The organism is Nonomuraea sp. KM88, assembly GCF_052245635.1.
Taxonomy (GTDB): domain Bacteria; phylum Actinomycetota; class Actinomycetes; order Streptosporangiales; family Streptosporangiaceae; genus Nonomuraea.
Map to the genome: position 1 here is coordinate 104596 of NZ_JBQQCC010000017.1, position 26068 is coordinate 130663.

Annotated in this window: 25 protein-coding genes; 9 read left to right on the top strand and 16 right to left on the bottom strand. The window is 69.7% G+C overall.

What is annotated here, in order from left to right:
- Positions 1–121 precede the first annotated feature (121 nt).
- The 5 genes from ACTWPV_RS38215 (at position 122) to ACTWPV_RS38235 (ending at position 4786) form a co-directional block, all read left to right on the top strand.
- Positions 122–1123, top strand: coding sequence for an ABC transporter substrate-binding protein (locus tag ACTWPV_RS38215; protein ID WP_347649966.1), 1002 nt, complete (start codon positions 122–124; stop codon positions 1121–1123).
- Positions 1120–1935 carry an ABC transporter permease gene (locus ACTWPV_RS38220; protein WP_347649967.1) on the top strand — a complete coding sequence of 272 codons (816 nt, stop codon included), beginning with the start codon at positions 1120–1122 and terminating at the stop codon, positions 1933–1935. The genes ACTWPV_RS38215 and ACTWPV_RS38220 overlap by 4 nt, the downstream gene beginning before the upstream one ends.
- Positions 1932–2738, top strand: coding sequence for an ABC transporter permease (locus ACTWPV_RS38225; protein ID WP_347649968.1), 807 nt, complete (start codon positions 1932–1934; stop codon positions 2736–2738). Before ACTWPV_RS38220 ends, ACTWPV_RS38225 begins: the two co-directional genes overlap by 4 nt.
- Positions 2739–2896: 158 nt before the next feature.
- On the top strand, positions 2897–3667 hold the full coding sequence (locus ACTWPV_RS38230; RefSeq protein ID WP_443155518.1) for an ABC transporter ATP-binding protein: 771 nt from the start codon (positions 2897–2899) through the stop codon (positions 3665–3667).
- 282 nt (positions 3668–3949) lie between these two features.
- Complete coding sequence (locus ACTWPV_RS38235) at positions 3950–4786, top strand: DUF4429 domain-containing protein (protein WP_443155519.1); 837 nt, start codon at positions 3950–3952, stop codon at positions 4784–4786.
- Between the two features lie 10 nt (positions 4787–4796).
- Here the strand turns inward: ACTWPV_RS38235 and ACTWPV_RS38240 are convergent, their stop codons facing one another.
- Positions 4797–5561 carry an SDR family NAD(P)-dependent oxidoreductase gene (locus ACTWPV_RS38240; protein ID WP_443155520.1) on the bottom strand — a complete coding sequence of 255 codons (765 nt, stop codon included), beginning with the start codon at positions 5559–5561 and terminating at the stop codon, positions 4797–4799.
- A gap of 54 nt (positions 5562–5615) precedes the next feature.
- Between ACTWPV_RS38240 and ACTWPV_RS38245 the strand changes: the two genes are divergently transcribed.
- A complete protein-coding gene (locus ACTWPV_RS38245) occupies positions 5616–5966 on the top strand; it encodes an ArsR/SmtB family transcription factor (RefSeq protein WP_443155521.1) in 351 nt (116 codons plus the stop codon).
- A gap of 142 nt (positions 5967–6108) precedes the next feature.
- On the opposite strand, the gene ACTWPV_RS38250 is transcribed toward ACTWPV_RS38245, so the two are convergent.
- From ACTWPV_RS38250 to ACTWPV_RS38275, 6 genes are all read right to left on the bottom strand, one after another.
- On the bottom strand, positions 6109–6687 hold the full coding sequence (locus ACTWPV_RS38250; protein ID WP_132601556.1) for a GTP-binding protein: 579 nt from the start codon (positions 6685–6687) through the stop codon (positions 6109–6111).
- Positions 6668–7072: a DUF742 domain-containing protein gene (locus ACTWPV_RS38255; protein WP_226898832.1), complete on the bottom strand. Its 405-nt coding sequence runs from the start codon at positions 7070–7072 to the stop codon at positions 6668–6670. Before ACTWPV_RS38255 ends, ACTWPV_RS38250 begins: the two co-directional genes overlap by 20 nt.
- Before the next feature lie 19 nt (positions 7073–7091).
- The gene (locus tag ACTWPV_RS38260; protein WP_090935862.1) at positions 7092–7514 is read right to left on the bottom strand and encodes a roadblock/LC7 domain-containing protein; all 423 of its coding nucleotides are present in this window, start codon (positions 7512–7514) and stop codon (positions 7092–7094) included.
- Positions 7511–10699: a nitrate- and nitrite sensing domain-containing protein gene (locus tag ACTWPV_RS38265; protein ID WP_443155522.1), complete on the bottom strand. Its 3189-nt coding sequence runs from the start codon at positions 10697–10699 to the stop codon at positions 7511–7513. Before ACTWPV_RS38265 ends, ACTWPV_RS38260 begins: the two co-directional genes overlap by 4 nt.
- Before the next feature lie 251 nt (positions 10700–10950).
- Entirely contained in the window at positions 10951–12348 is a 1398-nt protein-coding gene (locus ACTWPV_RS38270) for an aminobutyraldehyde dehydrogenase (RefSeq protein ID WP_443155523.1), read from the bottom strand.
- A gap of 27 nt (positions 12349–12375) precedes the next feature.
- A complete protein-coding gene (locus ACTWPV_RS38275; protein WP_443155524.1) occupies positions 12376–13647 on the bottom strand; it encodes a glycosyltransferase in 1272 nt (423 codons plus the stop codon).
- A 125-nt stretch (positions 13648–13772) separates the two neighbouring features.
- Here ACTWPV_RS38275 and ACTWPV_RS38280 point away from each other — a divergent pair, with 125 nt between their 5' ends.
- Positions 13773–14378 (top strand): TetR/AcrR family transcriptional regulator, encoded by a 606-nt coding sequence (locus ACTWPV_RS38280; RefSeq protein WP_347621882.1) that lies wholly within the window; start codon positions 13773–13775, stop codon positions 14376–14378.
- Here the strand turns inward: ACTWPV_RS38280 and ACTWPV_RS38285 are convergent.
- Genes ACTWPV_RS38285 through ACTWPV_RS38300 form a run of 4 tightly spaced genes read right to left on the bottom strand, consistent with a single transcriptional unit; the run spans position 14372 to position 18179 of the window.
- Complete coding sequence (locus ACTWPV_RS38285) at positions 14372–15421, bottom strand: ABC transporter ATP-binding protein (RefSeq protein ID WP_347649876.1); 1050 nt, start codon at positions 15419–15421, stop codon at positions 14372–14374. The two genes, ACTWPV_RS38280 and ACTWPV_RS38285, sit on opposite strands and share 7 nt — an antisense overlap.
- Positions 15408–16190: an ABC transporter permease gene (locus ACTWPV_RS38290; protein ID WP_347649875.1), complete on the bottom strand. Its 783-nt coding sequence runs from the start codon at positions 16188–16190 to the stop codon at positions 15408–15410. Before ACTWPV_RS38290 ends, ACTWPV_RS38285 begins: the two co-directional genes overlap by 14 nt.
- Positions 16183–17049, bottom strand: a complete 867-nt coding sequence (locus ACTWPV_RS38295; RefSeq protein WP_443155525.1) for an ABC transporter permease — start codon at positions 17047–17049, stop codon at positions 16183–16185. The genes ACTWPV_RS38290 and ACTWPV_RS38295 overlap by 8 nt, the downstream gene beginning before the upstream one ends.
- Positions 17050–17054: 5 nt before the next feature.
- Positions 17055–18179 (bottom strand): polyamine ABC transporter substrate-binding protein, encoded by a 1125-nt coding sequence (locus ACTWPV_RS38300; protein WP_347649873.1) that lies wholly within the window; start codon positions 18177–18179, stop codon positions 17055–17057.
- 389 nt (positions 18180–18568) lie between these two features.
- On the opposite strand from ACTWPV_RS38300, the gene ACTWPV_RS38305 reads away from it, so the two are divergent.
- Together ACTWPV_RS38305 and ACTWPV_RS38310 are read left to right on the top strand one after the other, a co-directional pair.
- Positions 18569–19489: a phosphotransferase gene (locus tag ACTWPV_RS38305; RefSeq protein ID WP_443155526.1), complete on the top strand. Its 921-nt coding sequence runs from the start codon at positions 18569–18571 to the stop codon at positions 19487–19489.
- Complete coding sequence (locus ACTWPV_RS38310) at positions 19486–20445, top strand: SIS domain-containing protein (protein ID WP_443155527.1); 960 nt, start codon at positions 19486–19488, stop codon at positions 20443–20445. The genes ACTWPV_RS38305 and ACTWPV_RS38310 overlap by 4 nt, the downstream gene beginning before the upstream one ends.
- A 1-nt stretch (position 20446) precedes the next feature.
- Here the strand turns inward: ACTWPV_RS38310 and ACTWPV_RS38315 are convergent, their stop codons facing one another.
- The 5 genes from ACTWPV_RS38315 to ACTWPV_RS38335 form a co-directional block, all read right to left on the bottom strand.
- Positions 20447–21013 (bottom strand): GTP-binding protein, encoded by a 567-nt coding sequence (locus ACTWPV_RS38315; RefSeq protein WP_443155528.1) that lies wholly within the window; start codon positions 21011–21013, stop codon positions 20447–20449.
- Positions 20994–21308, bottom strand: a complete 315-nt coding sequence (locus tag ACTWPV_RS38320) for a DUF742 domain-containing protein (RefSeq protein WP_443155588.1) — start codon at positions 21306–21308, stop codon at positions 20994–20996. The genes ACTWPV_RS38315 and ACTWPV_RS38320 overlap by 20 nt, the downstream gene beginning before the upstream one ends.
- A 190-nt stretch (positions 21309–21498) precedes the next feature.
- The gene (locus ACTWPV_RS38325; RefSeq protein WP_443155529.1) at positions 21499–22614 is read right to left on the bottom strand and encodes an RNA-guided endonuclease InsQ/TnpB family protein; all 1116 of its coding nucleotides are present in this window, start codon (positions 22612–22614) and stop codon (positions 21499–21501) included.
- Positions 22615–22713: 99 nt separating this feature from the next.
- A complete protein-coding gene (locus ACTWPV_RS38330; protein ID WP_347649868.1) occupies positions 22714–23136 on the bottom strand; it encodes a roadblock/LC7 domain-containing protein in 423 nt (140 codons plus the stop codon).
- Entirely contained in the window at positions 23133–25784 is a 2652-nt protein-coding gene (locus ACTWPV_RS38335; RefSeq protein WP_443155530.1) for a sensor histidine kinase, read from the bottom strand. The genes ACTWPV_RS38330 and ACTWPV_RS38335 overlap by 4 nt, the downstream gene beginning before the upstream one ends.
- Positions 25785–26068: the final 284 nt, after the last annotated feature.

Here is a 26068-nt window from a genome sequence, read left to right on the forward strand (position 1 = left end):
CGCGATAATGACCACTAATTTGGTGCTACGGTCGATCTCTGTTGTGCGTCAGGCACGCAGCCCGCCGGGAGCAGAAGCCCCCCGGTTTCCCCCCTGGCTCCATCTGAAGGGAGTCCCTGACATGAGGCTTGGCCGTCCCGCCAGGACCGCCATCATCGGGATCGCTCTGATACTCGGTGTAGTCGCGTGCAGCACCGGCGGCTCAACGACCGCCGGCGCGCCATCGTCCGCACCCGCCAACGGCGGCCTGGAGAAGACGGAGATCAAGGTCGCCACCCTGCCCGCCATCGACAGCGCAGCCCTCTACGTGGCCATCGACCAGGGGCTCTTCGAGAAGGAGGGCCTGGAGGTCACTCCGCAGGTCGTCCAGGCCTCCCCCGAGGCCATCCCCATGATGCTGAACGGCGAGATCGACGCCATGTTCGGCAACTACGTCTCGATGTTCGCCGCCCACGACAAGGGCTCGCTCCAGTTGCGGATCCTGGCCGAGGGTTCGCGCGCCTCCCCCGACTCGCTGAGCATCATGGCGCTGCCCGACTCGCCCATCAAGGCGCCGAAAGACCTCGAAGGCAAGACGATCAATGTGAACGTCCTGCACAACTTCCAGGAACTGGCGCTCACGCAGGTGCTCAAGGCCAACAACGTCGATCCGGCCACGATCAAATACGTGCAGGTGACGTTCCAGAACATCATGCCCTCCTGGAAGGGCGGCCAGATCGACGCCGCCTACCTCGGCGAGCCGATGGTCACCGCCGCCACGGCGTCCATGGGCGCCCGCAAGATCCTCGACCCCGCATCCGGCCCCGCCGCGGAGTTCCCGATCTCCGGCTACGTCAGCACGCAGGAGTGGTACGACAAGAATCCCAAGGTCGCCGCGGCGTTCCAGCGAGCCATCCACAACGCGGGCAAGCTGATGGAGAACAACCGTGAGGTCGTGGCCAAGGTGCTGCCGACCTTCACCCAGATCAACGCCGCCACGGCGGCCACCGTCACCTTCCCCTACTTCTCCAGCAACGACAATCCGGTCCGCCTCCAGCGGGTGGCCGACTGGATGCTGGAGGCCAAGTGGCTGTCCAAGGCGATCGACGTGAAGACCCTCATGTCGCCCACCACGTCCGGGTGAGCGCGCAGACCCTGTCCCGTGCCCGTCCGGCGTCCACGACCACCCGATGGTCGCGCCGGGCGGCTGGGGCGCTCGCCTTCGCCGCCCTGATCGAGCTGACAAGCCGGACGGGCCTGGCCGATCCGGAGTTCCTGCCGCCGGCCACGGAGATCGTCGGGCGGGCGGTCACGTTGTCGGCCGATCCCGCCTTCCTCGGGCACGCCCTGACCAGCCTGCTCGCCTGGGCGATGGGGCTGGGCATCGCCGCCGCCATCGCGGTGCCGCTCGGCCTGCTGCTCGGCAGCGTCCCGATCGTCGACGCCGCGATGCGGTCGGTCGTGGAGTTCCTGCGGCCGATCCCGTCGGTGGCGCTCATCCCGCTGGTGGCCCTCGTCATCGGCACCGGGCTCCAGCTGCGCGTCACGCTGGTGGTCTACGCCTCGCTCTGGCCCATCCTCTACAACACGATGTACGGCCTGCGCGGCGTCGACCCGCTGGCCAAGGAGTCGCTCAGGTCGTACGGCTTCGGCCCTCCGGCGGTGCTGCTGCGCGTCTCGCTGCCGTCGTCGGCGCCCTTCATCACCACCGGGATCAGGCTGGCCGCCGGAGTGGCACTCATCCTGACCGTCAGCACCGAGATCGTGGCCGGGCGGGGTGAGGGCATCGGCGTGTTCATCTTCTTCGCCGGCATCGCCGTGCCCGCGCGGATGGTCGACATCCTGGCCGGCGTGTTCTGGGTCGGCCTGTTCGGAGTCGTGGTCAACGCGCTGCTGGTGGCCGCCGAGCGGCGGGCGTTCCGCTGGCACCACGCGCAGCTGGGAGAGCGGCCATGAGGCGCGGGGGGCTGGGCACTGCGACGTTCCGCTGGGTGGTGCTGCTCGTGCTCGTCCTGGTCTGGGAGGCGGCCACGCGGGTGGCGGGCAGCACGTTCTTCCCGCCGCCGAGCGCGATCGTGACCCGGATGCACGCCATGTGGTTCTCGGGCCCGCCGGATGCTTTGTTCCTGACCGACGCGGCCGTGGAGAACATCCTGCCGAGCCTGGGCAGGATGGCCGCGGGGTTCGCGGGGGGCGCGCTGGCCGGGGTCGTGCTCGGGCTGGCGGTGGGGCTGTCCGCCAGGGCGTACGACTATCTCGACGGGGTGCTGCAGTTCCTGCGCGCGATCCCGCCGCCCGCGCTGGTCACCGTCTTCCTCGTGGTGTTCGGGTTCGGGCTGCGGATGCAGCTGGCGTTCATCATGTTCAGCATCGTGTGGCCGGTGCTGCTCAACACCGCCGACGGTGCCCGCTCGGTCGAGCCGCTGCACCTGCAGACGAGCCAGGCGTTCCGGCTGTCGCGGGCCGAGCTGCTGCTGCGGGTGGTGGTGCCGTCCACGCTGCCCAAGATGTTCGCCGGGTTGCGGCTGGCCCTGTCGCTCTCGCTGATCGTCATGGTCTTCTCCGAACTGCTGCCCGGCACCACCAACGGCATCGGCTTCCAGATCACCGACGCGTACTCCACGTTCGACCTGCCCGGAATCTGGGCCGGGATCGTGCTGCTGGGCGTGCTGGGATACTTGCTCAACGAGCTTTTCCTGGTCGCGGAGCGCCGGGTGCTCGGCTGGCACCACGCCGCCCAGCAACTGGCGGCTCCGTGAGCGTCCCCCATGGCGGTGGCGCCCGTGAAAGACTGAGATCACGTTCTCAATAGGTTACCTAACCGACATGTCCGGCAATTTACCCTCCGATAAAGTTGTCGTCCCCGGCTCCGCAAGAGCCGCCGTGCAATCCGCGGCCTCGCCCCCAAGGACATCCATTGCTCGAGATAGACAACCTCTCCCACGTTTACGGCGGCGGCAGCCCGAACGCGCACCACGCCATCGACGCGCTCAACCTGAGCGTCGCGGCGGGTGAGCTGCTGTGCATCGTCGGCCCCTCGGGGTGCGGGAAGTCGACGCTGCTGCGCTCGATCGCCGGCCTGATCAACCCGACAGGTGGCGAGATCAGGGTCGAGGGCGACGTGGTGCGCCAGACCCCCGACAACCTGGCCGTCGTCTTCCAGGACTACAGCCGCTCGTTGTTCCCGTGGATGTCGGTGGCCGACAACGTGGCGCTGCCGCTGCGCCGCAAGAACATGGACAAGCGCCAGCGCCGCGAGGCCGCCCACGAGGCCCTGGAATCGGTCGGGCTGCAGGACGCGGGGCGCAAATATCCGTTCCAGCTCTCCGGCGGCATGCAGCAGCGGGTGGCGATCGCGCGTGCGCTGGCGTACCGGCCGACTCTGATGCTGATGGACGAGCCGTTCGGCTCGGTCGACGCCCAGACCCGCGAGGACCTGGAAGATCTGGTGCTCAAGGTGCGCGGCCACCACCAGATGACGATCGTGCTCATCACGCACGACATCGACGAGAGCGTCTACGTCGGCGACCGCGTGGTGGTGCTCTCCAAGGCCCCGGCGCACGTGGTGGGCGACCTCAAGGTGGAGCTGCCCGCGCCGCGCGACCAGATCTCCACCCGCGAGCACCCCGACTTCGTGCACCTGCGCGCCGAGGTCGGCCGTCTGGTCCGCGGCCACGCGACCGTATAGATCAGTCGCCTCGTCCCCTCCCGTCGCGCGGCCACGCGGCCGTGCGACCGCCCCTCTTCAGGGCCGCGGCCGGCTGTCTGGTCAGCGGCCACGTGGCCGCGCAGAAAAACCGCATTCTTTACGGCTGGCGCCAAGGTCACGCCACACGCCGCACGTGGCTGAGCGCCTCCAGGGGGACGCCCGCTGACCCGCACGGGGACGGCCGCCGTCACGGCGTGCCTTTGACCGGGTTATGTGGTTGTACTCCGGCCGGTCAGCGCATGAAAGCTTATTCTGGAAGTCGTGGCGGATGTGCTGGCAGGCCGGGGCTGCTCGTGGGAGTTCGAATCCGAATTCCTGCGTATCAAGCCCGAAAGCGGAAAAGCGCCCAAACTTCTCTCCGAACTCGGCGAGCGGGTGGTGCCCCACGAGGCGATCGCCAAGGTCACCCTCACTCCAGGCAAGCGGGGCACCGTGGTGTTGCGGGCCGACCTCAGGCGTGGGGCCGACCCTCTGATGGCCGCCGCGGCCGGGCAGCTCAAGGAGGCCGCCGACCCCTACCGGCTGGTGCTGCCGGCCGACAAGGAGTCGCTCGCCGACTACTACGCGGATGAGCTGCGCTCGGTCCTCACCGACCGCGGTCCGGCCACACGTTTCCTGGTGTCCCCTCCCGAGCCGCCACGTGCCTTCAAGGGCTGGGACGGCGCGGCGGCCTTCGACGGCGAGACCGTCACCCTCACCTGGTTCTGGTCGGGCGCGACGTCGGCCAAGTACGCGGCGGGCGACCAGCGCTACACCCCCGCCGACCTGGAGGGTGTCGACTGGCACACGCCGGACGGAGGGAGCGGGTGCCTGCGGCTCAGGGTGCGCGGGCGGCGACCGCCTCCCGAGCCCGACAAGGATCCCGCCGCCGTCGTGTTCGGGCTGGGCTGGGGTGCCACCCACAAGTCCCTGCCCTTCGCCGCCGCCGTCCTCGCCGCCATCCCCGCCCCCGAGCCCGTCCCCGCGGTGAAGACGCTCCCCTGGGCCGTGGCCGACGTCGCCGGGTTGATCGTCAAGCTCGGCGAGCTGCGCGACGCCGGGCTGCTGACGGAGGAGGAGTTCCGGGTCAAGAAGGCGGAGCTGCTCTCCCGCATCTGAAGGCAGAGGCTCACACGAGTTCCAGGCCGCCGTCGACGGTGAGGACCTGGCCGGTGATCCAGGTGGCGGCGGGGTCGGCGAGGTGCACGATCCAGGCGGCCACCTCGTCGGGCTCGCCACGGCGGCCGAGCGGGATGCGGGCGGCCTCGTCCTGCTTGATCTGCTCGACCGTGTCCTGGGGCAGCCCGGAGGCGGCCAGTGCCTCGCTCTCGGTCGGGCCGGGGGCCAGGGCGTTGACGCGGATGCCGTCGGGTGCGAGCTCCAGGGCCCAGCTGCGGGTCAACTGCTCCAGGGCGGCCTTGGAGGCGGCGTAGTGGGCGGCGCCGGGCAGGGGGCGGTGCCCGTACGTGCTGGAGACGTTGACGATCGCGCCGCGGGCGGCCTTCAGGTGCGGCAGCGCGGCGCGGGCGAGCAGGCTGGGCGCGGTGACGTTGAGCGCGAACAGGTCCCCGACGCGCTCGGCGTCGGTGTCGGCCAGCGCCATCATGGCGGTGGCGCCGGCACTGTTGACGAGCACGTCGAGGCGCCCCCACCGCTCGATCGCCGCGCCGACGATCGTTTCCGGCGCATGCTCGCCGCGGACGTCGGCGGCGTGGACGGCGATGGCGGGGTGCTGGTCCGCGGTCTCCCGCAGCACATCGGCGCGGCGGCCCACCCCGAGCACGTGCGCTCCGGCGCGGGCGAAGGCGAGCGCGGCGGCGCGGCCGATCCCCGTGCCCGCCCCTGTCACGATCACCCCTCTGCCCTCCATCCGGCCGCCTGGTCGATCGGTCACGACGTTCCCCCATGTTCGATGTTCGTGAAACGTCGAACAAGCTAGCATGGACGCATGCAGAAGGCACATCATCCCGAGTTGGGCGAGATCGCACTGACCGAGGTGATGGCCGCGCTGAGCGACCCGATCCGGGTCGGGCTGGTGCGCGTGCTGGCCGACGGCCGCGAGCGCGGCTGGGGGCAGCTGCGCGCACCGGTGGCCAAATCGACGCTCAGCCATCACCTGCGCGTGCTGCGCGACGCCGGGCTGACCCGCACCCGCCAGGAGGGCACCCGTTGTTACGTGACCCTGCGCGGGGACGACTTACAGGCCCGCTTCCCCGGCCTGCTCCAGGTCGTGCTCGCGGCGATGGAGATCGACGACGTGGGCTGCCAGGTCGGCCTGCGCGACGACGCCGATCGTTGACGCCCCGCGCCGGCGGGCGCGCGGCAACCTTCCGGCACCACCGCGGGATCGTGGAGCGATCGGGGGTTCCGGCCGGTCCGGAGCCGGGGCAGCAAGCGGCCCGCCACCCCGGTCAGGCAAGGGTGGCGGGCCGTCGAGCCGGCTAGACCGGGCTGTGCATGCGGCGGGTCAGGGCGTGCTCGACCAGCGTGATCAAGGTGCCTTTGACGGATTCGCGCTGCCGGGCGTCCAGCCGCACGATCGGGATGTGGCCGCCGATCGACAGCGCCTCGCGGATCTCCTCCTCCGCGTGCGCGAACTGGCCGTCCCAGCCGTTGATGCCGATCACGAAGGGCAGCTTGGCCTCTTCGAAGTAGTCGATCGCCGGGAAGCTGTCGGCCAGGCGGCGCGTGTCGACCAGCACCACGGCGCCGATGGCGCCGCGCACCAGGTCGTCCCACATGAACCAGAACCGGTGCTGCCCGGGCGTGCCGAACAGATAGAGGATCAGGTCACGGTCGAGGGAGACCCGGCCGAAGTCCATCGCCACGGTCGTCGTCGTCTTGTTCGGCGTGAGCGAGACGTCGTCGACGTGCGCCGAGGCGTCCGTCATGACCGCTTCGGTGGTGAGCGGCAGGATCTCCGACACCGCACCCACGAACGTCGTCTTCCCCACGCCGAAGCCCCCGGCCACGACGATCTTCGTCGAGGTTAGGCCGGGGCTAGAGCCTGCGAAGTCCACTGAGCACCCTTTCGAGCAAGTTGAGGTCCGGCTTTCCCGCGTCCAGCGCAGGCTGGTGCACGCGGATCAGGCCCTCCGACGCCATGTCGGCGATCAACACCCGGACCACACCGAGAGGCTGGCGTAAAAGGGCGGAGATCTCGGCAACCGACCTGACGTTCCGGGTCAGCTGAATGATCGCCTGATACTCCGGACTAAGTAGGGAAATGTCTTGGTATTCCGATGTCACGGAGGACACCAGGGCCTCCATGGCGAACTTCATCCGCGGCGCGGTACGCCCCCCGGTCACGGCATAGGGCCGTACCAGGGAACTCGGTTTCTGCGGACGGGGAACCGCCGGATGCGGCGGGGTACTATCACCAGCCCAACCCTGACCTGACACCATGATCTCCTGTCACCGCCCCCTAGCGGGGACGGGCCGCTTGCAGCTCCGCGCGCACCGCCGGAGTCAGCACCTGGCCCGCCCGCTCGACCAGCAGAGTCATCTGGTATGCCACCAGCCCCATGTCACAGTCTGGTGCGGCCAGGACAGCCAGGCAGGACCCATCGCTGATGGACATGATCATCAGGAGGCCCCGCTGCATTTCGATGACGGTCTGGGTCACCATACCGCCCTCGAAGACCCGCGCCGCTCCCTGGGTCAAACTGATCACACCTGAGGCGACCGCGGCGAGCTGGTCGGCCCGGTCCTTGGGAAAGCCCTCGGAAAAGGCCAGCGGCAGCCCGTCGGACGACACCACGACCGTGTGAGCGACGCCGGGCACGTTGTTCACGAAGTCCGTGATCAGCCAGCTGATGCCGCGCGCTCCCTGGCTCATTTCTCTCATTTGTCCTCCTCATTTTCTTCTCCGCGGGTGAACGCTCGGCCTTGCCGGACACCCTGCTGGAAGCTGGAGAGCCTGCTGCGCAACCGCTCAGGTGAGATCTGCGGCGCCGGTGATGTGGCCTGGGGCTCGGCGAGGCTGGCCGTGCCGGGCACCAGGTTGGCCTTGGGGACGCGCCGGGGCAGCCCCGAAGGCGTCGTGCCGGCCTGCGCAGGCTGCGCGGCGGCCTGCGCGGCCTGGAAGCCGGTGTCCGCGGGCGAGGACCACGACGCGCCGGCGCCCGACTGCCCCGGCTTGCGCTGAGGCAGCTTGCCCGGCGTCTGCTGGGCGGGAGCGGCGGGCGGCGGGTCCGCGGGCACCGCCGGTTGCACCGCGGTGCTCTCGTGCTCGGGCTCGGGCTGCGGCTCGTGACGAGGCCGCAGCTGCTCCGGCTCCGGCCTGCGGAACCAGTCGGAGCCGACCGACGAGAAGATCGGCAGGAACTCCTCGCTCTGCTCCTCCATGGGCGAGTTGCGCACCGCGGGCAGCGGCCCGGTCATGTCCTGCGAGGAGTAGTCGCCCGGCCCGAACGGGTTGTAGGCGGAATTCCCGTTCTGCTCGAACTGGTCGGCGGGCTTGGGCTCCTCCGAGAACGGCGAGTGGTACGACGGGTCGAACTGCGGCCGCGGCCGGTCCTCCGCCTCGAACAACGACCTGCGCGGCAACGGGTCGGCGAACGACGACCACCGCGACTCGTCCTGCGGCTGCTGCTGCGGCGGCTCCGTCGCGAACGACGGCCAGCGCGGCTCGTCATCCTGCAGCGGCGGGGGCTGCTCGGCGAACGACGGCCACCGGTTCTCCGCGAACGGCTGCGACGCGGAGGAGGGCGGGGGCTCGTCCGAGAACGAGGGCCAGCGCTGCTCGCCGAACGGCGACGGCGTGGCCGGCGGCTCCTGGGCGAAGGACGGCCAGGCCGGCTCCTCCTGCGCTTCCTGCGGCTGGCCCGCGAACGGAGCCGGCTGGTCGCCGAAGGCCGGCGGCTGCTCCCCGAACGCCGGCGGCTGCTCGCCGAACGCGGCAGGTTGCTGCTCGGGCTGCTCGCCGAAGGCGGCGGGCTGCTGCTGATCGCCGAACGACGGCCAGTTGCCGGTGCCCGGCGCGGGCAGCGACCCCGGCCACTGCGTGTCCACGACCTGCTCGGAGCTCTCGCCCGAGGGCGCCCCGGAGCGGGAGCCCGATCCGTTGGTGGACGGCTGCCCGAACATGCTCGGGTCGAACGTCGTGAACGCTTCGTACTGGCCGCCCTGCTGCGGCGCGCCCGAGCCGTCGCTGATGAGCATGTCGGGCATCATGACGAGCGCGCTCAGCCCGCCCGTCTCCCGCATGCTGAGCTGCACCCGGACGCCGTGGCGCAGGGCCAGGCGGCCGACCACGAACAGACCCATGCGCCGCGACACGGACACGTCGACGACGGGCGGGTTCGCCAGCCGCCAGTTGGCCTCGGCCAGCTCTTCCTGGCTCATGCCGATGCCCAGGTCGTTGATCGACACGAGCACGCCGCCCTCGACCGGCGAGCTGGTCACCTGGACCTTGCTCTCGCGGGGAGAGAACGAGATGGCGTTCTCGATCAGCTCGGCGAGCAGGTGGACGGCGTCGGTGACGGCCGGGCCGACGATGAGAGTGCCGGACGCGATCTGGATCTGGACGCGCTCGTAGTTCTCGACCTCGGAGAGCGAGGCGCGGGCGATGTCGACCAGCGGCACCGGCTCGCTCCACTTGCGCGCGGCCTCCTGGCCGGCGAGAACCAGGAGGTTCTCGCTGTTGCGGCGCATGCGGGTGGCCAGGTGGTCGAGGCGGAACAGGTTGGCGAGCCGCTGCTCGTCCTCCTCGCCCTGCTCCAGGCCCTCGATGAGCTGCAGCTGCCGCTCGACGAGAGTCTGGCTGCGCCGGGAGAGGTTGACGAACATGGAGTTGACGTTCGCCCGCAGCTTGGCCTCGTCGCCGGCCAGCCGGATGGCCTCGCGGTGGACCTCGTCGAACGCCCGCGCCACTTCACCGATCTCGTCCCGGGTGTTGACGCCGACCGACGGCATCTCGGGCACATGGGCGCCCTCGCCGGACTCGCGCAGCAGGCGGACTGTCTCGGGCAGCCGGGTCGTGGCGACCTGGAGCGCTTCGGCGCGCAGCCGGCGCAGCGGGCGGACCAGCGAGCCGGCCACGCGGGTGGTGATGATCAGGACGAGGAGCAGCAGCACGAGGATCATCGCACCGGACATGATCGCGTTGCGCTGCTCGGTGTCGCTGAGGTCGCGGGTGCCGGCCACGATCTTGGTGGCCAGGCCGTCCTCGACCTTGCGCATGGCGTTACCGGCCGCGGTGGTGCTCTCGAACCAGCGCGTACGGTCGGCGCGCGTGGTGACGTCGAGGTCCCTGATCCGGTTGAGGGCGCGCACCTGGGCGAGCGCCCGCTGCCGCATGGCGTCGGCGAGGTCGACCTCCAGGCCCTTGACGCCCTCGTGGAACGCCTCCAGGTCCGCCGGGGACGCCTCCTGCTCGAAGGTGAGCTGCTCGGCCTGCTGCTTGTTCCAGGAGCCGAGGAACTCCGCCCAGTCGTCGCTGTCGAGCTTGCTCTGGACGAGTGCCACGAGGAGGATGATCTGCTGCCGCGAGACCTCCTCCTTGACCCGCTGGAGCGCGCCGAGCGCGGCGACGTCGCCCAGGAGGGAGTCGTCGGTGACGCCGTCGCCCATGCCGGCCTGGACCGACGAGAAGACCTCGATCATCGTGGTGTAGGTGCCGATGACGGCGCGCGGGGGCACGTTGCCGACCATGGAGGCGCGCAGGCTGTCGAGGCCGTTGAGCCAGCGGTTCATGCTGGCGACGCCCTCGCGGACGCGGGCCGAGTGGGCGGCGTCGATGGCCGAGGCCGCGTTGACGACGTCCTGCTTGGCCTTGTCGGTCGTCTGCCGCTGGGTCTTGACCTGGACGAAGCGCTGGGCCTTCCTGCGGTCGGCGACGTACCACGCGGTGAGCGTGCGTTCCTTGCCCAGCTCGTGGTTGAGCGCGCCGATGCGCTGCACCAGCTCGGCGACCTGGGTGAGCCGGCGGTATTCGGCGCTCGTGCCGATGGCGTCGGCCAGCTGGATGCCGGCGAGCAGCACACCCACGACCGTGGGGATGAGGATCAGCGCGACCAGCCTTGAGCGCACACGCCAGTTCCCCAGCCGGAACCGTCCGCCTGTGTACTCCCCTGACCTCGTATGTCTGGGGTTATCCGTCCTCACTGACTCTCGCAACCTCTCGCCGGTACGTGCTCGAAAAAATCAGACACGCGTGTGGCGCATGGGATTCTGTCCGGCTGGGTAATTGGAACACAACCCGTACCAGATCGGCCAACCGAACATATCCCATCAAACACGCCCAAAGCAGCACTTCGGGGCGTCTACCGCCGTACACGTTTTCAGGCGGGCCGGAACGAATCCCGCTCGGCCGGTGCCGCGTGCTTCACCATGAGGTGGCGCGTCACCGAGTAGTCCTGCACCGCCTCCTGGCTCATGTCCTTGCCGAACCCGCTGCCCTTCACCCCGCCGTGCGGCGCCTCGCTGGCGATGGGCAGATGGTCGTTGACCCAGGTCACACCCACGTCGAGCCGATGCGACACACGCATCGCCCGCGACACGTCGCGCGACCACACCGACGACGCCAGGCCGTACGTGGTGCCATTGGCCAGCCTGACGGCCTCGTCCTCGCCCTCGAACGGCAGAGCGACCAGCACAGGGCCGAAAAGCTCGCCTTGGACGATCTCGCTGTCCTGACCGACCTCGCTGACAAGCGTAGGCGAATAGTAAAACCCCGGCCCATCGATCGGCGACCCCCCGTGGAGAATCCGCCCGCCCGACCTCGAGACGAACCCGTGCACCCGGTCCCGGTGGGCCGCCGAGATCAGAGGGCCGATGTCGGTCGCCGGGTCCCACGGGTCGCCGACGGTGATGTTGGCAAGAGTTGCCCGAATCGCCTCGACCGCGTCCGCGTACACCTCGCGGGCGACGTAGACGCGGGTGGCCGCCGTACAGTCCTGCCCGCTGTTGTACGTCGCCCCCATGGCCACGCCGTGAGCCATCTCGGCCAGATCGGCGTCCTCGAAGACCAGCGCCGGGGCCTTGCCGCCGAGCTCCAGATGGACCCGCTTGAGCGTGCCCGCCGCCCCGGCCATCACGGCGCGGCCGGTCTCCGTCGAGCCCGTGACGCTGACCATGTCGACCCCGGGGTCGGTGACCAGTGCCTGACCGACCTGCGCGCCCCCGGTGACCGCCTGGACGAGCCCTTCGGGCGCGCCCGCCTCGGCGAACAACTCCGCCAGCCGCAGCGTCGTACGCGGCGTCTGAGGGGCGGGCTTGATCACCACCGCGTTGCCCGCGGCCACCGCCGGGCCGACCTTCCACACGGCCATGACGAAGGGGAAGTTCCATGGCGCGATCGACCCCACCACCCCGACGGGGCGGCGCAGCATCACCGAGGTGTAGCCAGGGCTGAACACGCCGGCGCCCGACCCTTCGAGCGAGCGGGCGGCGCCGGCGAAGAAGCGCAGGTTGTCGACGGCGAACGGCAGCTCTCCGTCTCTGAACACCGCGGCGGGCTTGCCCGTCTCCTCCACTTCGAGCCTGGTCAGCTCTTCGGCGTCGGCCTCCACCAGGTCGGCCAGCCGCAGCAGCAGGCGCTGGCGCTCGGCCGGAGTGGTCTGCGACCACGTCTCGAACGCCGCGCGCGCCGACCGTACGGCCGTCGCCACGCCCTCCACCGGCGTGTCCGGAATTTCGGCACACGGGAGCCCGGTCGCGGGGTTGATCAGTTCACGCATCGGAAGACTTCGCTCTCAGGGGTCGTGCTACTTGCCGAGCTGCTCGATCAGGTCGGCGGCCTTGCGCAGCCCGTCGCGGCGCCGGATCTCCTCGCCCGCGGCGGCCAGCCTCGCGCGCAGCCCGGTGTCGCCGAGCAGCCGCGCGACCGCCCCCTTCAGCTCGTCGTCGGTGAAGGTGTAGGTCGAAAGCCTGACACCATAGCCCAACTCATCCATTCTCTGGGCATTGTCGTACTGGTCCCAGAAGAGTGGCAGCAGGATCATCGGCTTGCCGAAGTGCAGCGCCTCGGTGGTCGTGTTGTTACCGCCGTGGGTGATGACGAGGTCACACAGTGGGATGATCCTAGTCTGCGGAAGGAACTCCGCGCCCCACATGTTGGCGGGAAGTTCGATCTCCTCGTGCAGCGGGCCCTTGGAGACGATGTACTGATGCGGAGTGTCGGCCAGCACGCCGATCACCCGCCGCATCAGTTCCACGTCGGACGAGCCCAGCGAGCCGAGCGAGAAGTAGATCAGCGAGCCCTCGCCACGCCGGAAGGGCAGTTCCCACTTCTCCTCCGTCTCGCGGACCGAGGAGTCGAGCCGGTGCCAGGTGTCGCCCAGCGGCCGGGCGTCGGCGTAGTCGGCGATCTCCGGATAGACGTAGAGGTTCAGGTCGCCGTTGTGCATGAAGTCGAGCTCCGGCAGCGGCTCGGTGCCCTGCTCGACGCACCACTCGTTCCAGGCGGTCCAGAGCTCGCGGTGGGTGCGGTCGTACTCCGCGCGGAAGGCCTCCCACTCCGAGCGGTCGCCGGCGGGGAGCCCGGAGAAGACCGGCGCGACGTTCTCGCCGCGGACCTCGAGCGGGTTGCAGGAGACGATGCGGACGAACTTCTTGCCCGCCGTGACCAGAGCCGGGAACGTGAGCACGTTGTCCTCGACGATGATGTCCGGCTGCACCCGCTCGATGATGGCCTTGAGCTGCGGCTCGCAGTATTTCGCGCCGTCGATCAGCTCGGCCCAGATGGGCTTGACGACGGTCTCGAGCTGCTCGCGGGTGCTCTTGCGGTACTCGGGCGCGGTCTCGCGGATGAAGTCCTTCCAGAACTGCCCGGGGTCCTGCTCCTCGGCGTCGTCGGGTGGCGGAGCGAGGTCGACCAGGTCCTCCTCGAAGCCGAGTGCTTCGAGCTTGCCCTTCCACGACGCCTCGGCGGCGAAGACGACGCGGTGACCGCGGCGACGCAGGATGTCGCCGATGCCGATGCTGTTGTTGGTGGGACCGTAGGCGCTTTCCGGCATGAACAGGATGGTGAGAGACATGGAGACTCCGGAACTGCTGATCAATTTGAAGGGGAATTCAAAAACGCATCTAGCGTGAAGGTCAACTTAAGGGCACTATGGTCACGGCCAACTGAACAGCAGCCGAACGGGTGAAGGTGGTGGGGGTGGCTCAGCGTAAAAGCCGGAGTGACCGGCGCATCGACTTGATCGAGGCCGCGCGCAGGGCCATCATCCGCCATGGCATCGACGGAGTACAACTCTCCCACGTGGCCGAGGAGGCCGGCCTGACCTCCGGAGCCGTGCTCTACCACTACCCCGACCTCAGCGAACTGCTGGTCGAGGCGCAGCACGCCGGCATGGAGCGCTTCTACGAGCAGCGGCTGCGCCGGCTCGCCGACTTCACCGATCCGGTGGAGAAGCTGGTCGTGACCATCAGGTCGGGGCTGCCGACCGGGCCGCTCGACCCCGACGTCCGCCTGCTCAACGAACTGGGCGGGGCCGCGGGCCGCAACAGGGTCTACGGCGTGTTGCTCACCTCGCTCTATGACCGCCAGGTGTCGATGTACCAGGCGATCCTCGACACGGGAGCGGCGCTGGGGGTGTTCCGGCTGAGCGCCGACTCGCTGACGGTCGCGCGCAATCTCGTGGCGCTGGAGGACGCGTACGGCTACCGCATCACGGCCAGGCATCCGGTGATCGGCCCGGCCGAGGCGGCCGAACTGATCCTCTCCTACGCCCGGGCGGCCACGGGCAACGACCTGTCTCACTGATCGACCGCCATGATGACGGCGTCCTCGGCGTTCCAGCGCACCTTGACCTTGGCCCCGGCCTCCACCGCGCTGGCGCCCTGGACGGCGACGAGCACCGGCTCGACCCGGCCCGGCACGTCCACGGAGATGTGCGACACGCCACCGTAGAAGCTGACGTCGAGGACGCTGCCCCGCAGGCCGGCGGTCTCGCTCTCGTCGACCAGCCTCACCCTCTCGGGGCGTACCGCGAGCAGCGCCTTGCTGCCCGCCGCGAGCTCGGTCATGGGCGTGCCCGCCAGCACGCCGAACTCCTCGCTCTCGAGCCCGTCGAGGCCGCCGGCGACGCCCTCGAACAGGTTGTTGGCGCCGACGAAACCGGCCACGAACGGCGACCGCGGCCGTTCGTACAGCGGGACGGGCTCGTCCACCTGGCACACCGTGCCGCTGTCGAAGACCGCGATGCGGTCGGCCAGCGACATGGCCTCCTCCTGGTCGTGCGTGACGACCACGAACGTGATGCCGACGTCGTGCTGCAGCCGCTTCAGCTCCAGCTGCATGTCGGCGCGGACCTTCTTGTCCAGGGCCGACAGCGGCTCGTCCAGCAGCAGCAGGCGCGGCCGCTTGACGATGGAACGGGCGAGCGCCACCCGCTGCCGCTGCCCGCCGGAGAGCTGGGCGGGCTTGCGCGAGGCGTGCGCGGTCAGCCCGACCGTCTCCAGCACCTCGCCGACGCGCTGCCTGATCTCCTGGCGGGGCAGGCGCTCCCGCTCCAGGCCGTAGGCGACGTTCTTGGCCACGGTCATGTGCGGGAACAGCGCGTACGACTGGAACATCAGGCTGATCGGCCTGCGGTTCGGGGGCAGGGCCAGCAGGTCCTCCCCGTCGAGGGTGACGGTGCCCCGGTCGGGCGTCTCGAACCCGGCGATGATGCGCAGCAGCGTGGTCTTGCCGCACCCCGACGGCCCGAGCAGGGCGAAGAACTCGCCCTGGCCGATCTCCAGCGAGACGCCGTCGAGCGCGGTGACGTCGCCGAACCTGCGCGTGATCCCGTCAACCTTCAGCACTCTGTCTCTCTCCGATCCTCGTCAGACGCTGGCCCGCGATCACCGCTACGAAGCTCACGAGGAGCAGGATCGCGGCCAGCGCGTTGATCTTGGGAGTCACCCCGAAACGGATCATCGAGTAGATGACGATCGGCAGCGTCGGCTCGGCGTTCCCGATGGTGAAGAAGGCGATCACGAACTCGTCGAGCGACAGCGTGAACGCCAGCAGCGCCCCCGCCACGATGCCCGGCGCCAGCTGCGGCAGCGTGATCTTCATGAACGTGACCACGTGTCCCGCGCCGAGGTCGCGCGAGGCCTCCTCCAGCGAGGTGTCGGCCCCGGACAGCCGGGTGCGCACCACCGCGGCCACGAACGCCATGGAGAACAGGGCGTGCGCGAGGATCACCGAGTAGTGGCCGAGCGTCAGCGCGATCACGCCGTAGAAGAGCAGCAGCCCGATCGCCAGCACCAGGTCGGGCAGTACGGCGGGCATCAGCGCCAGCGCGTCGAGGGCCTTGGACCTGGAATGGCGGGCCAGGCCGACGGCCAGCAGCGTGCCCAGCACGGTCGCGATCGCGGTCGACCCCACGGCCACGATCAGCGTGTTGATCAGGCCGTTCCTGACGCGCTCGTCCGCGGCCAGCTCGCCGTACCACTTGAGGCTGAACCCCTCATAGGTGTACGCCGACTCGCCGGCGTTGAACGACATGACGACGAGCACGACGATCGGCAGGTAGAGGAAGACGTACGTCACCCAGAGCGGGACGAACAGCAGCTTGGACCTACGCACGGCGCGCCACCCATGCCTGCGCCATCAGCAGCACCAGGAGCACCGCGATGAGCGCCAGCGCCAGCGTCGAGCCGAACGGCCAGTCGCGCGCCTTCAGGAACTGGTCGCGGATCAGGTTGCCGACCATGATCGACTTGTTGCCGCCCAGGATCTCGGGGATGACGAAGTTGCCGAAGCTCGGCACGAACACGAACAGGCAGCCGCTCAGCACGCCCGGGACCGTGAGCGGCAGCGTGACCTTGCGGAACGTGGTGAACGGCGAGGCGCCGAGGTTCGCCGACGCCTCCCTGAGCTGCGGGTCCAGCCGCTCGATCGCGGCGTACAGCGGCAGCACCATCAGCGGCAGGTACGAGTAGAGCAGCCCGGCGACGATCGCACCCTGGTTGTAGAGCAGCTCGTACGGCCCGAGCCCGATCGCCGCCAGCCCGCTGTTGACCAGCCCGGGACCGCTGAGCAGGATGATCCACGCGTAGACGCGGATGATGAAGTTGGTCCAGAACGGCAGCACGATCGCGACCAGGGCGATCGTCTTCCACCGGGGCGAGAGCCGCGCGATCGCGTAGGCCGTCGGATAGCCGATCAGCAGCGCGATGGCCGTCGTCAGGGCCGCGATGCGCAGCGAGCCGCCGACCACGCCCAGGTAGAGCGGGTCCATCAGGCGGGCGAAGTTCTCGGTGGTGAACTCGTACACGATGCCGCCGAAGCGCCCGCGCTGGAAGACGGTGTTGCTCAGCACCAGGGCCAGCGGCACCAGCAGGAGCACGACGAGGTAGGTCAGGCCCGGCGACAGGAACACGAACGCGCCCAGCCGGCGTCCGCGCGAAGGGGACGCCGACCGGGCCTTGAGCTCAGAGGTCACCGCTGTTACGACTGCGCCGTGACTTCCGTCGACAGGCGGGTGTACTTCGTGGACGCCTGTCCGAGGTCGACGATCGACTCACCGTCGAGCAGCTCGTCCGGCTTGATGCCGAGCAGCGAGCCCTTGGCGACCTTCACGCGCTCCATGGCGGCCTTGTTGGGCACCTTGTAGTTGATGTTCTCGGCGGCCCAGCTGTGGTTCTCGGGGGCGAGGATGTAGTTGATGAGGGCGTGGGCGGCCTCCTTGTTCTTGGAGGACTTCATGATCACCATGGTGTCCACCCAGAGGTCGCTGCCTTCCTTCGGCACCGCGAACGCGATGTTGCCCTTCGGGTCGGTCGTCGGGCACCAGCCGTCCCACGCCTCGACCATGATGGCCTCGCCGGACTTCAGCTTGTCGCCGAAGGTCGTGTCGTCGTAGCCGAGCAGATGTGGCTTCTGCGCCACGAGGAGCTCCTTGGCCTTGGCGATCTCCTCGTCCTTGTCGGTGTTGACCGAGTAGCCGAGGGCCTTGAGCGCCGGCAGCGCCAGCCAGCGTTCGGTGGTCATCATGGTGACCTTCTTGTCGGCCCAGGCCGGCGGCTTGAGAAGATCGTTCCAACTGGTCGGCTTCTTCTTCACCAGGTCGGTCCGGTAACAGATGCCGGTCGTGCCCCAGGTGTAGGGCACGGAGATCTTGTTGCCCTTGTCGTAGGAGAGCTGGGTGGCCTCGGGGTAGAGGTTGGCCAGGTTGGGGATCAGCTCGGGGTGGATCGGCTCCAGCAGGCCCTGCTCGTTGAGCGCCTGGGCGTACTGGCCGGACACGAACGCCACGTCGACCCCGCTGTCACCGGAGGCGGTGAGCTTGGCCATCGCGTCCTCGTTGGTGGCGTGCAGGGCGATCTTGATGTCCTTGACCTTGAGCTTGTCCTTGGCCCCCTTGGTGAACTCCTCGGGCAGGTAGCCGTCCCAAACGGTCACCTGGATCGACTGCTTCGTCAGGTCCGCGTTCGGCTTGAGGTCGTCGGCCGCCGCCGCGTTCGTGCCTTCTGGGCTTGTCGACGACTCACCGCCGCACGCCGCGACGGCAAGCGCGAGGCCGGCCACCGCGACGGCGGCCGGGAGACGACGGGTGAACCGGGTACGGGACACGGCCGCTACTCCTTCTTGAATTTGCGGTGTTAAGAGGGGTCGCGCGACCTTACCGGACACAGCGGACCAGATCAGGAGTGTTGCAGCAGATATCAACATGGGCAAGACTTTTTATGACATTGCTACCTGGAAGTTTGGCGATCGTGTTGAATTGGGATTCAATAGGGCCCCGGTTGATCTCTCTCGGTGAGAAGCCCCTCACCGGCCGAGATCGCGGGCTCACCACCGCGCTCGTGGGGCTGCTGGGCGAGGATCCGCCGCCGCCCTTCGCGGTGCGGCGCTTCCGCCCGTTGCCCACCTTCTCGTACGCCTCCGGGGATCTCCACACTGGGGCCCCAGGTGAGCGTGGTTTCGGCCCGCACGTGGACCAGACAAACCACTCCGTTGTCGTGGCCGAAAAGGTCGTTGTCAAGTGGCTGACCCCGCCGGCTCCCCTGCCGCATCCCGCCCCGGAGCTCCTCGCCCATCTCGTTGAGGCGGGTTTCAACGACACCGCTCCTCCCTACGCGGCGCTGACCGCGGAGCTGGACGGCCGCGATCACCTCCTCGCCCTGGTCACGGGCTACCTGCCCGGGGCGCGGGACGGCTGGGAGTGGTGCGTCGACGAAGCCGCGTCGCCGGGGGGAACCGGTGATGGAACCGGCGCCACCGCCTTCGCCGCGCCGCTCGGCCGCCTGGCCGCCGACCTGCATCTCGCCCTCTCCACGCTGCCGCCGCCCGCCGGGGCCGGCCCCGATCTGGCGGAGCGGGCGGGGTGCGCGCTCGCGGAGGCCCTGGAACTGACCGGCGGCGACGACGGCGAATGGCTGGCCGCCAGGTCCGCCGCCCTCCGGCGCGACCTGGCGCCGCTGGCCGTCCCCGCGGCCGGCCCGCGCATCAGGATCCACGGCGACCTGCACGTCGGCCAGATCCTCCGGTGGGACGAGGGGTACGCGGTGATCGACTTCGACGGCAACCCCACGGTCGCGGGCGCGGACCCGTACCAGCCGGCGGCCAGGGACGTCGCCCAGCTCACCACCAGCCTGGAGCACGTGGCGCAGGTGGCGATCAGGCGGCGGTCCACGCCGCCCGCCGAGGCCGCCGCGTGGGCGGCCGCCGCCCGCGCCGCCCTGCTGTCCGCCTACCGGGCCCGGCTGGCCGAGCGGGGCAGGCCCGACCTGCTGGACGAAAGGCTGATCCGCCCGTTCGAGGTGGAGCAGGAGTGCCGGGAGCTCATCTACGCCGCCCGCCACCTGCCCCGCTGGCGCTACGCCCCCATGGGCGTCCTGCGCACCTGGTATCCCGAAGAGAACGCCGAGGACAACGCGTGAATCCCGAGCTCTACCTGTCCGACCTGGAGGCCAAGCCGGAGGCGCTGCGGAGCCTGGCCGGCGCCCTGGCCGAGGAGAACCCGTTCCTGGCCCTGCCTCCGGGCGTCACGAGGGTGCTCTTCCTCGGCATGGGCAGCTCCCGTTACGCCGCCGGGGTGGCGGCCCTGCGCCTGCGCGCGGCGGGCGTCGACGCGTACGCCGACTACGCCTCCGCCGCCGCCACCTGTCCGGCGAGGCAGGACACCCTGGTCGTGCCGATCTCGGCCACCGGCGCCAGCGGGGAGACCCTCGACGCCACGGCCCGCTACGCGGGCGGCCCCTCCCCCGTCGCCGTGCTCACCAACGCCCCGGGCTCGCCCCTCGCCGAGGCGGCCGACCTGGTGATCCCCATGCACGCGGGCGAGGAGCGCGGCGGCGTCGCGTGCCGGACGTTCCAGCACACCCTGACGCTGCTGCTGCTCATGGAGGCCACGCTCACCGGGCGGGACCGCGACGTCCCCGCCCTGGTGGAGCGGGCCGCCGAGGCCACCGCCGACCTGCTGGAACGCCGGGACGCCTGGCTCCCGCGGGCGCTGGAGCTGCTCGACGGCCCGCACGGCGTCTACACCGTCGCCCCCGCCGAGCGCCTGTCGTCGGCGGAGCAGTCGGCGCTGATGTTCCGCGAGGGCCCGCGCCGCCCGGCCGACGCGTGCGAGACGGGCGACTGGTCCCACGTGGACGTCTACCTCACCAAGACCCTCGACTACCGGGCCCTGCTCTACCCGGGCTCCCGCTACGACGACCAGGCCATGGACTGGGTACGCCTGCGGGGCTCGACCGTGCTGGCCGTCGGCGCGGAGGTGAAGGACGCCGCGGCCGCCATCCGCTACCGGCACGACGGCGACCCGGACGTGGCCCTGCTCACGGAGACCCTGGTGGCCGAGCTGGTGGCCGCCCACTGGTGGAGCGGCCGGTAGGTCAGCCGGCGCGTACGGCCATGGCGTGTTCGACGAGCGTGATGAGGGTGTGCTTGACCGCCGGGCGCGCCCGCGCGTCCATGCGGACGATCGGCACGTGCGTCGAGAGCGTGAGCGCCTCCCGCACCTCGCTCTCGACGTGCGGGAACTCGCCGTTCCAGCCGTTCAGGCCGACCACGAACGGGATCCGCGACTCCTCGAAGTAGTCGACGGCGGGGAAACTGTCGGCGAGCCGGCGCGAGTCGACCAGCACCACGGCGCCGATGGCCCCGCGGACCAGGTCGTCCCACATGAACCAGAACCGGTACTGGCCGGGCGTGCCGAATAGGTAGAGGATCAGGTCGTCCGCCAGGGAGAGCCGCCCGAAGTCCATGGCGACGGTGGTGGTGGTCTTGCCCGGCGTGTGGCCGAGGTCGTCGATGCCCGCCGACGCGTCGGTCATCACCGCCTCGGTGGTCAGCGGCAGGATCTCGGACACGGAGCTCACGAACGTGGTCTTGCCCACGCCGAACCCGCCCGCCACGACGATCTTCGTCGAGGTGAGCCGGCTAGAGCCTGCGAAGTCCACTTAACACCCTTTCGAGCAGGTTTCTATCGGGTAATCCCGCATTCAGCTGCGGCTGGTACACCCTGACCAGCCCGTCCGCCTCCATGTCGGCGATGAGCACCCGCGCCACTCCGAGCGGGACGCTGAGCAGCGCCGAGATCTCCGCCACGGACCGCACCTGCCGGCACAGCTCGCTGATCGCCCGGAACTCGCGGGTGTAGGTCGAACCGAGCTGGGCCGAGGTCGCCGACGACACCAGAGCCTCCATGGCCAGCTCGGTGCGCGGCGCGGTCCTTCCGCCGGTGACGGCGTACATGCGGACGAGCGAGCTGCGCTCGGGCTCCGGCTCGCCGTTATCCCACGATGCCACGGTTCACTCCCTTGACTCCTCCCCACGCCTAAAGGCAGGGGACTCCAATCCGTCACCGGATCGGGGTTCCTGTTTCATCGGGCCACGCCTCCCCGGAAGACTCCGGGGCCGGTCTTACCAGCCCTCCGCAGGCGTTTTACCTCTCGACCAGCCCGGCCGCGAGGATGTTCTTCGCCGCGTTCACGTCCCGGTCGTGGACGCTCCCGCAGGCAGGACAGGTCCACGAACGGACGTTCAACGGCATGGACCCGTTGACGTGCCCGCATCCGCGAGCCGAGCACAGCTTCGACGACGGGAACCACCGGTCCACGGCCGCCAGCGTCCGCCCGTACCAGGCGGCCTTGTACTCCAGCATCCCCCGCAACTCCCGCCAGGAGGCGTCGGAGATGGCGCGGGCCAGCGAGTGGTTCTTGACCAGGTTGCGGACGGTCAGGTCCTCGATCGCGAGCGTTTGGTTCTCGCGCACCAATCGAGTGGTGACCTTGTGCAGGAAGTCCCGACGCCGGTCGGTGATCCGGGCATGCGCCCGCGCCACCTTCAGCTTGGCCTTGGCCCGGTTCGCCGAGCCTTTCGCCTTCCGGGCCAACTCCCGCTGCGCCTTGGCCAAGCGCCGCCTGTCCCGTCGTTCGCAGCGCGGATTCGTGATCTTCTCGCCGGTGGAAAGCGTCAGCAGATGAGTGAGCCCGGCATCCACCCCGACCTGCGCATCCACGGGCGGCAGCGGGCTGATCTTCTCCTCGACCAGCAGGGACACGAACCAGCGTCCCGCCGCATCCTTCGACACCGTCACCGTGGACGGCTCGGCTCTTTCCGGGAGCGGACGCGACCACACGATGTCCAGCGGAGCGTCCATCTTCGCCAGCTTCACCACGCCATCCCGGAACGAGAAGGCGTTGTTCTGGAACGTCGCCGATGCCCGCGACTTGTGCTTGGACTTGAAGCGCGGGTAGCGGGCACGCTTGGCGAAGAAGTTGTTGAACGCTACCTGCTGCCGGCGCAACGCCTGCTGCAACGGGACGTTCGACACCTCGCGCAGGAACTCCAGTTCCGGGTCCTGCTTCCATGCGGTCAGCCACTTGGCCGTGTCCACGTACGAAGTCGAGACGTGCTCGTCGGTGTAGCGCCGGTTGCGTTCGGCGAGTGCCTTGTTCCAGACCAGCCGGATACACCCGAACGTGCGGTTCAGCAGATCCGCCTGTTCGGGGGTCGGGTAGAAGCGGTACTTGTAGGCCCGCTTCACGATCTGGGACATGCTTAACATGATAGCGCTTGATCATGTTAAAGCTTGACCCCCATTCCGGCCTATCCCCAGGACTGAAGCCCCGGGTCTGCGGCCTGTAAACACACATGATCACCACGGACGCGCGGCGGACAGCTCCGCCCGTACGGCGGGCGTGAGCACCTGGCCCGCGCGCTCGACCAGGATCGTCATCTGGTAGGCGACCAGCCCCATGTCGCAGTCGGGTGCGGCCAGCACCGCCAGGCAGGATCCGTCGCTGATCGACATCACGAGCAGCAGCCCGCGCTCCATCTCGACGAGCGTCTGGGTGACCCCTCCGCCCTCGAAGACCCGCGCCGATCCGTGCGTGAGGCTGACCAGGCCCGCCGCGATGGCGGCGAGCTGGTCGGCGCGGTCCTTGGGGAAGCCCCGCGAGTACGCCATGGGCAGCCCGTCGGCGGAGACCACGACGGCGTGCGCCACGCCGGGCACCTCTTCGACGAAGCCGGTGACCAGCCAGTTGACGTCCCTGGCGGCCTGGCTCAGCTCCTTCACGAGTCCTCCTCGAGCTCGGCACGGCCCTTGCGCACGCCCTGCTGGTAGCTGGCCAGCCGGGAACGCAGCCGATCAGGGGACAGCGGTGGAGCGGGAGCGGGAGCGGGCGCCGGATTCGCGGTGCCTGGTACCAGATTCGCCTTCGGCGTCCTTTTCGGCAAGCCCGAGTTCGTGGTGCCGCTCTGGGCGGGCTCCGCGGCCGCGCCCGCGGCCTGCCATCCCTGGTCGGCGGGCGAGGTCCAGGAGGAGTCGCGGTGGTCGGCGGTGGGGGCCGCCTTGCTGAACCAGCTGCTCTCCTCGACGGCGGCGAAGATCGGCAGGAACTCGTCCTGGGACGGCCCTGCCAGGTCGGGCGGCGGCGCGGCCGCTTGCGTGTACGGCGGCTGCTCGCCCGGATAGGTGTACGGCGGCTGCTCTCCCAGGGTGGGCGGCAGGGTGGGCGGCAGGGTGGGCGGCAGGGTGGGCGGCGGCGCGGCCGGCAGGGTCGTCGGCGACGGGCCGAACCACGACGACGGCTCGGCCGCCACGGGTGCGGCGTCGAACGACGGATGCCCGGGCGGAGGGCCCGTCAGCGAGGCGGGCGGGGGCGGGTGCACAGGGGCGGCGAAGGAGTCGGCGGTCCCGAAGGACGGCGTACGCACCTGCGCCTGTCTCGGCACCTGGACCCGTCCCTGCGCGGGCAGCGCGCTCGGCACCTCCGTGAGCAACATCGGCGGGACCAGCACCATGGCGGTCAGCCCGCCGATGTCCTGCGCCCGCAGCTGAACCTTGATGGTGTGCCGCAGCGCCAGCCGGCCGACCACGAACAGGCCCATGCGCCGCGACACCGACACGTCCACGACCGGCGGATTGGCCAGCCGCCAGTTGGCCTCGGCCAGTTCGTCGGGGCTCATGCCGATCCCCTGGTCGGTGACCGACACCATCAGGCTGCCCTCGTCGAGTCGGCCGCTGGAGATGATGACTTTGGTGTCCCGGGAGGAGAAGGAGACGGCGTTCTCGACCAGCTCCGCGAGCAGGTGCACCACGTCGGTGACGGCCTGGCCGGCGATCGCGACGTCCGACTCGACCTGGATGCTGACCCGGTCATAGCTCTCCACCTCGCCCAGCGCCGCCCGCACGATGTCCATCAGCTCGACCGGCTCGCTCCACTTGCGGGCGGCTTCCTGGCCGGCCAGGACGAGCAGGTTCTCGCTGTTGCGCCGCATGCGGGTGGCCAGGTGGTCGAGCTTGAACAGGTCGCCGAGCCGGGCGTCGTCGCGCTCTCCGCGCTCCAGCCGCTCGATCAGCGTGAGCTGCCGTTCGACGAGCGTCTGGCTGCGCCTGGACAGGTTGACGAACATGGCGTTGACGTTGGAGCGCAACCGCGCCTCGTCGCCCGCCAGCCGTACGGCCTCGCGGTGCACCTCGTCGAACGCGCGTGCGACCTCGCCCACCTCGTCCCTGGAGAAGATGCCGATGGGCGGCACCTCAGCGTTGACCGCGCCGTCGCGCGACTCCCGCAGGTGCTGCACGAAGTCGGGCAGCCGCCGGCCCGCGATCTCCAGTGCCTCGCTGCGCAGGCGGCGCAGGGGGCGTACGAGCGACCTGGCCACACCGGTGGTGATCAGCAGCACCGCCACCAGCAGCGCGAGGACCGCGCCCGCGGTCACGTACGCCTTGCGCCGCTCGTCCGCGCTGAGCGCCTCGCTGCGGGCCACGATGCCCTCCGCCTGGCGCCGCTCGACCGTGCGCATGGAGTCGACGACCACCGCGGCGGCGTCGTGCCACTCCTTGGCGTCGTCGCGCTTGGCCTGGTCGAGCCCGCGCAGCGGCAGCTCGTTGGTGGCCCTGATCATCACCAGCTCGCGCAGGAACAACATGCGCTCGGCGGACCTGCCGTTGACGGTCTCGTCGAAGAAGCGGCGCTCGCCTGAGGTGGCCTCCTCGGCGAAACCCCTGCGCTCGCTGGCCTCCTTGGACTGCTCGCCGAGGAAGCGTTTGAGCTGGTCGGGGTCGAACGCCCCCTCGACCAGCACGATCGTGACCAGCGCCTGCTGGTAGGAGACGCTCTCCTTGGCCCGGGCGAGCGCGTCGAGCATGCGGGTCTGGCGGAACAGCTCGTCGTCGACGCTGCCCTTGATCAGCTCGTTGTGCACGGACAGCAGGTCGGCGATCACGGTCGTGTAGAGCTCGACGGCCGGGCCGGGCAGCAGGTTGGCGTCGAGTGCCTGCGCGCGCAGGGTGCTCAGGTCGTTCAGGCGGCTGAGCAGGGTCTCGATCTGGTCCGCGGTGCGCCCGCTCACGTCGTTCAGCAGGGACTGCGCGAGGCCGCGCACCTGCTTGACGGACAGGTCGGTCTGGTCCATCTGGGCGCGCACCGTGCCGAGCTCGACCGCGGGCCGGTCGCGGGCGATGTACCACGCGGTCCTGGCCCGTTCTGTGGACACCTGGTGGGTGAGCTCGCCCAGCTCCGCGGACATCCGGGCGAACTGGTTCGTACGGGTGTAGTCGCCGGCGGCGGAGGTCGAGGCGAGCACCTGGACACCGCCGAGCAGCACGGCGGCGGCCGTGGGGATGAGGATGAGCGCGACCAGGCGCGCCCGCACGCGCCAGTTGCGCAGCCGCCAGCCGCTCTCGCCGGCCTGCCTCTCGCCCAGCTGTGTACTCACCGAACGCACCTCGCCCGAATCGGCGTATATGAGGGGCATACGCCCCGGGGGAAATCAGCAAGTGCGGGTAATTGGAACACATCCCATACAGGACGGCCAACCGAACTTAACGCGACAAAAGTCGAGTCGTGTGACTCCTGAGGATAGAACTTGGGACACCATGCGTGAAGCACCCGGGCGAGAGATTAACCCAGATCAAGATAGATGTCCGCTAATGAGCGGTTAGTACGTTTCAACGCATAACACGGAAGCCGCACCGTGATCTCCGGAGTGTCACAGCGTTG

Bases quoted from the DNA above. Each gene is read 5' to 3' on its own strand.
- ACTWPV_RS38215 (WP_347649966.1), top strand. From the start codon at position 122: ATGAGGCTTGGCCGTCCCGCCAGGACCGCCATCATCGGGATCGCTCTG.
- ACTWPV_RS38225 (WP_347649968.1), top strand. From the start codon at position 1,932: ATGAGGCGCGGGGGGCTGGGCACTGCGACGTTCCGCTGGGTGGTGCTG.
- ACTWPV_RS38245 (WP_443155521.1), top strand. From the start codon at position 5,616: ATGCAGAAGGCACATCATCCCGAGTTGGGCGAGATCGCACTGACCGAG.
- ACTWPV_RS38255 (WP_226898832.1), bottom strand. From the start codon at position 7,072: ATGGTGTCAGGTCAGGGTTGGGCTGGTGATAGTACCCCGCCGCATCCG.
- ACTWPV_RS38260 (WP_090935862.1), bottom strand. From the start codon at position 7,514: ATGAGAGAAATGAGCCAGGGAGCGCGCGGCATCAGCTGGCTGATCACG.
- ACTWPV_RS38270 (WP_443155523.1), bottom strand. From the start codon at position 12,348: ATGCGTGAACTGATCAACCCCGCGACCGGGCTCCCGTGTGCCGAAATT.
- ACTWPV_RS38275 (WP_443155524.1), bottom strand. From the start codon at position 13,647: ATGTCTCTCACCATCCTGTTCATGCCGGAAAGCGCCTACGGTCCCACC.
- ACTWPV_RS38320 (WP_443155588.1), bottom strand. From the start codon at position 21,308: ATGTACGCCGTCACCGGCGGAAGGACCGCGCCGCGCACCGAGCTGGCC.
- ACTWPV_RS38325 (WP_443155529.1), bottom strand. From the start codon at position 22,614: ATGTCCCAGATCGTGAAGCGGGCCTACAAGTACCGCTTCTACCCGACC.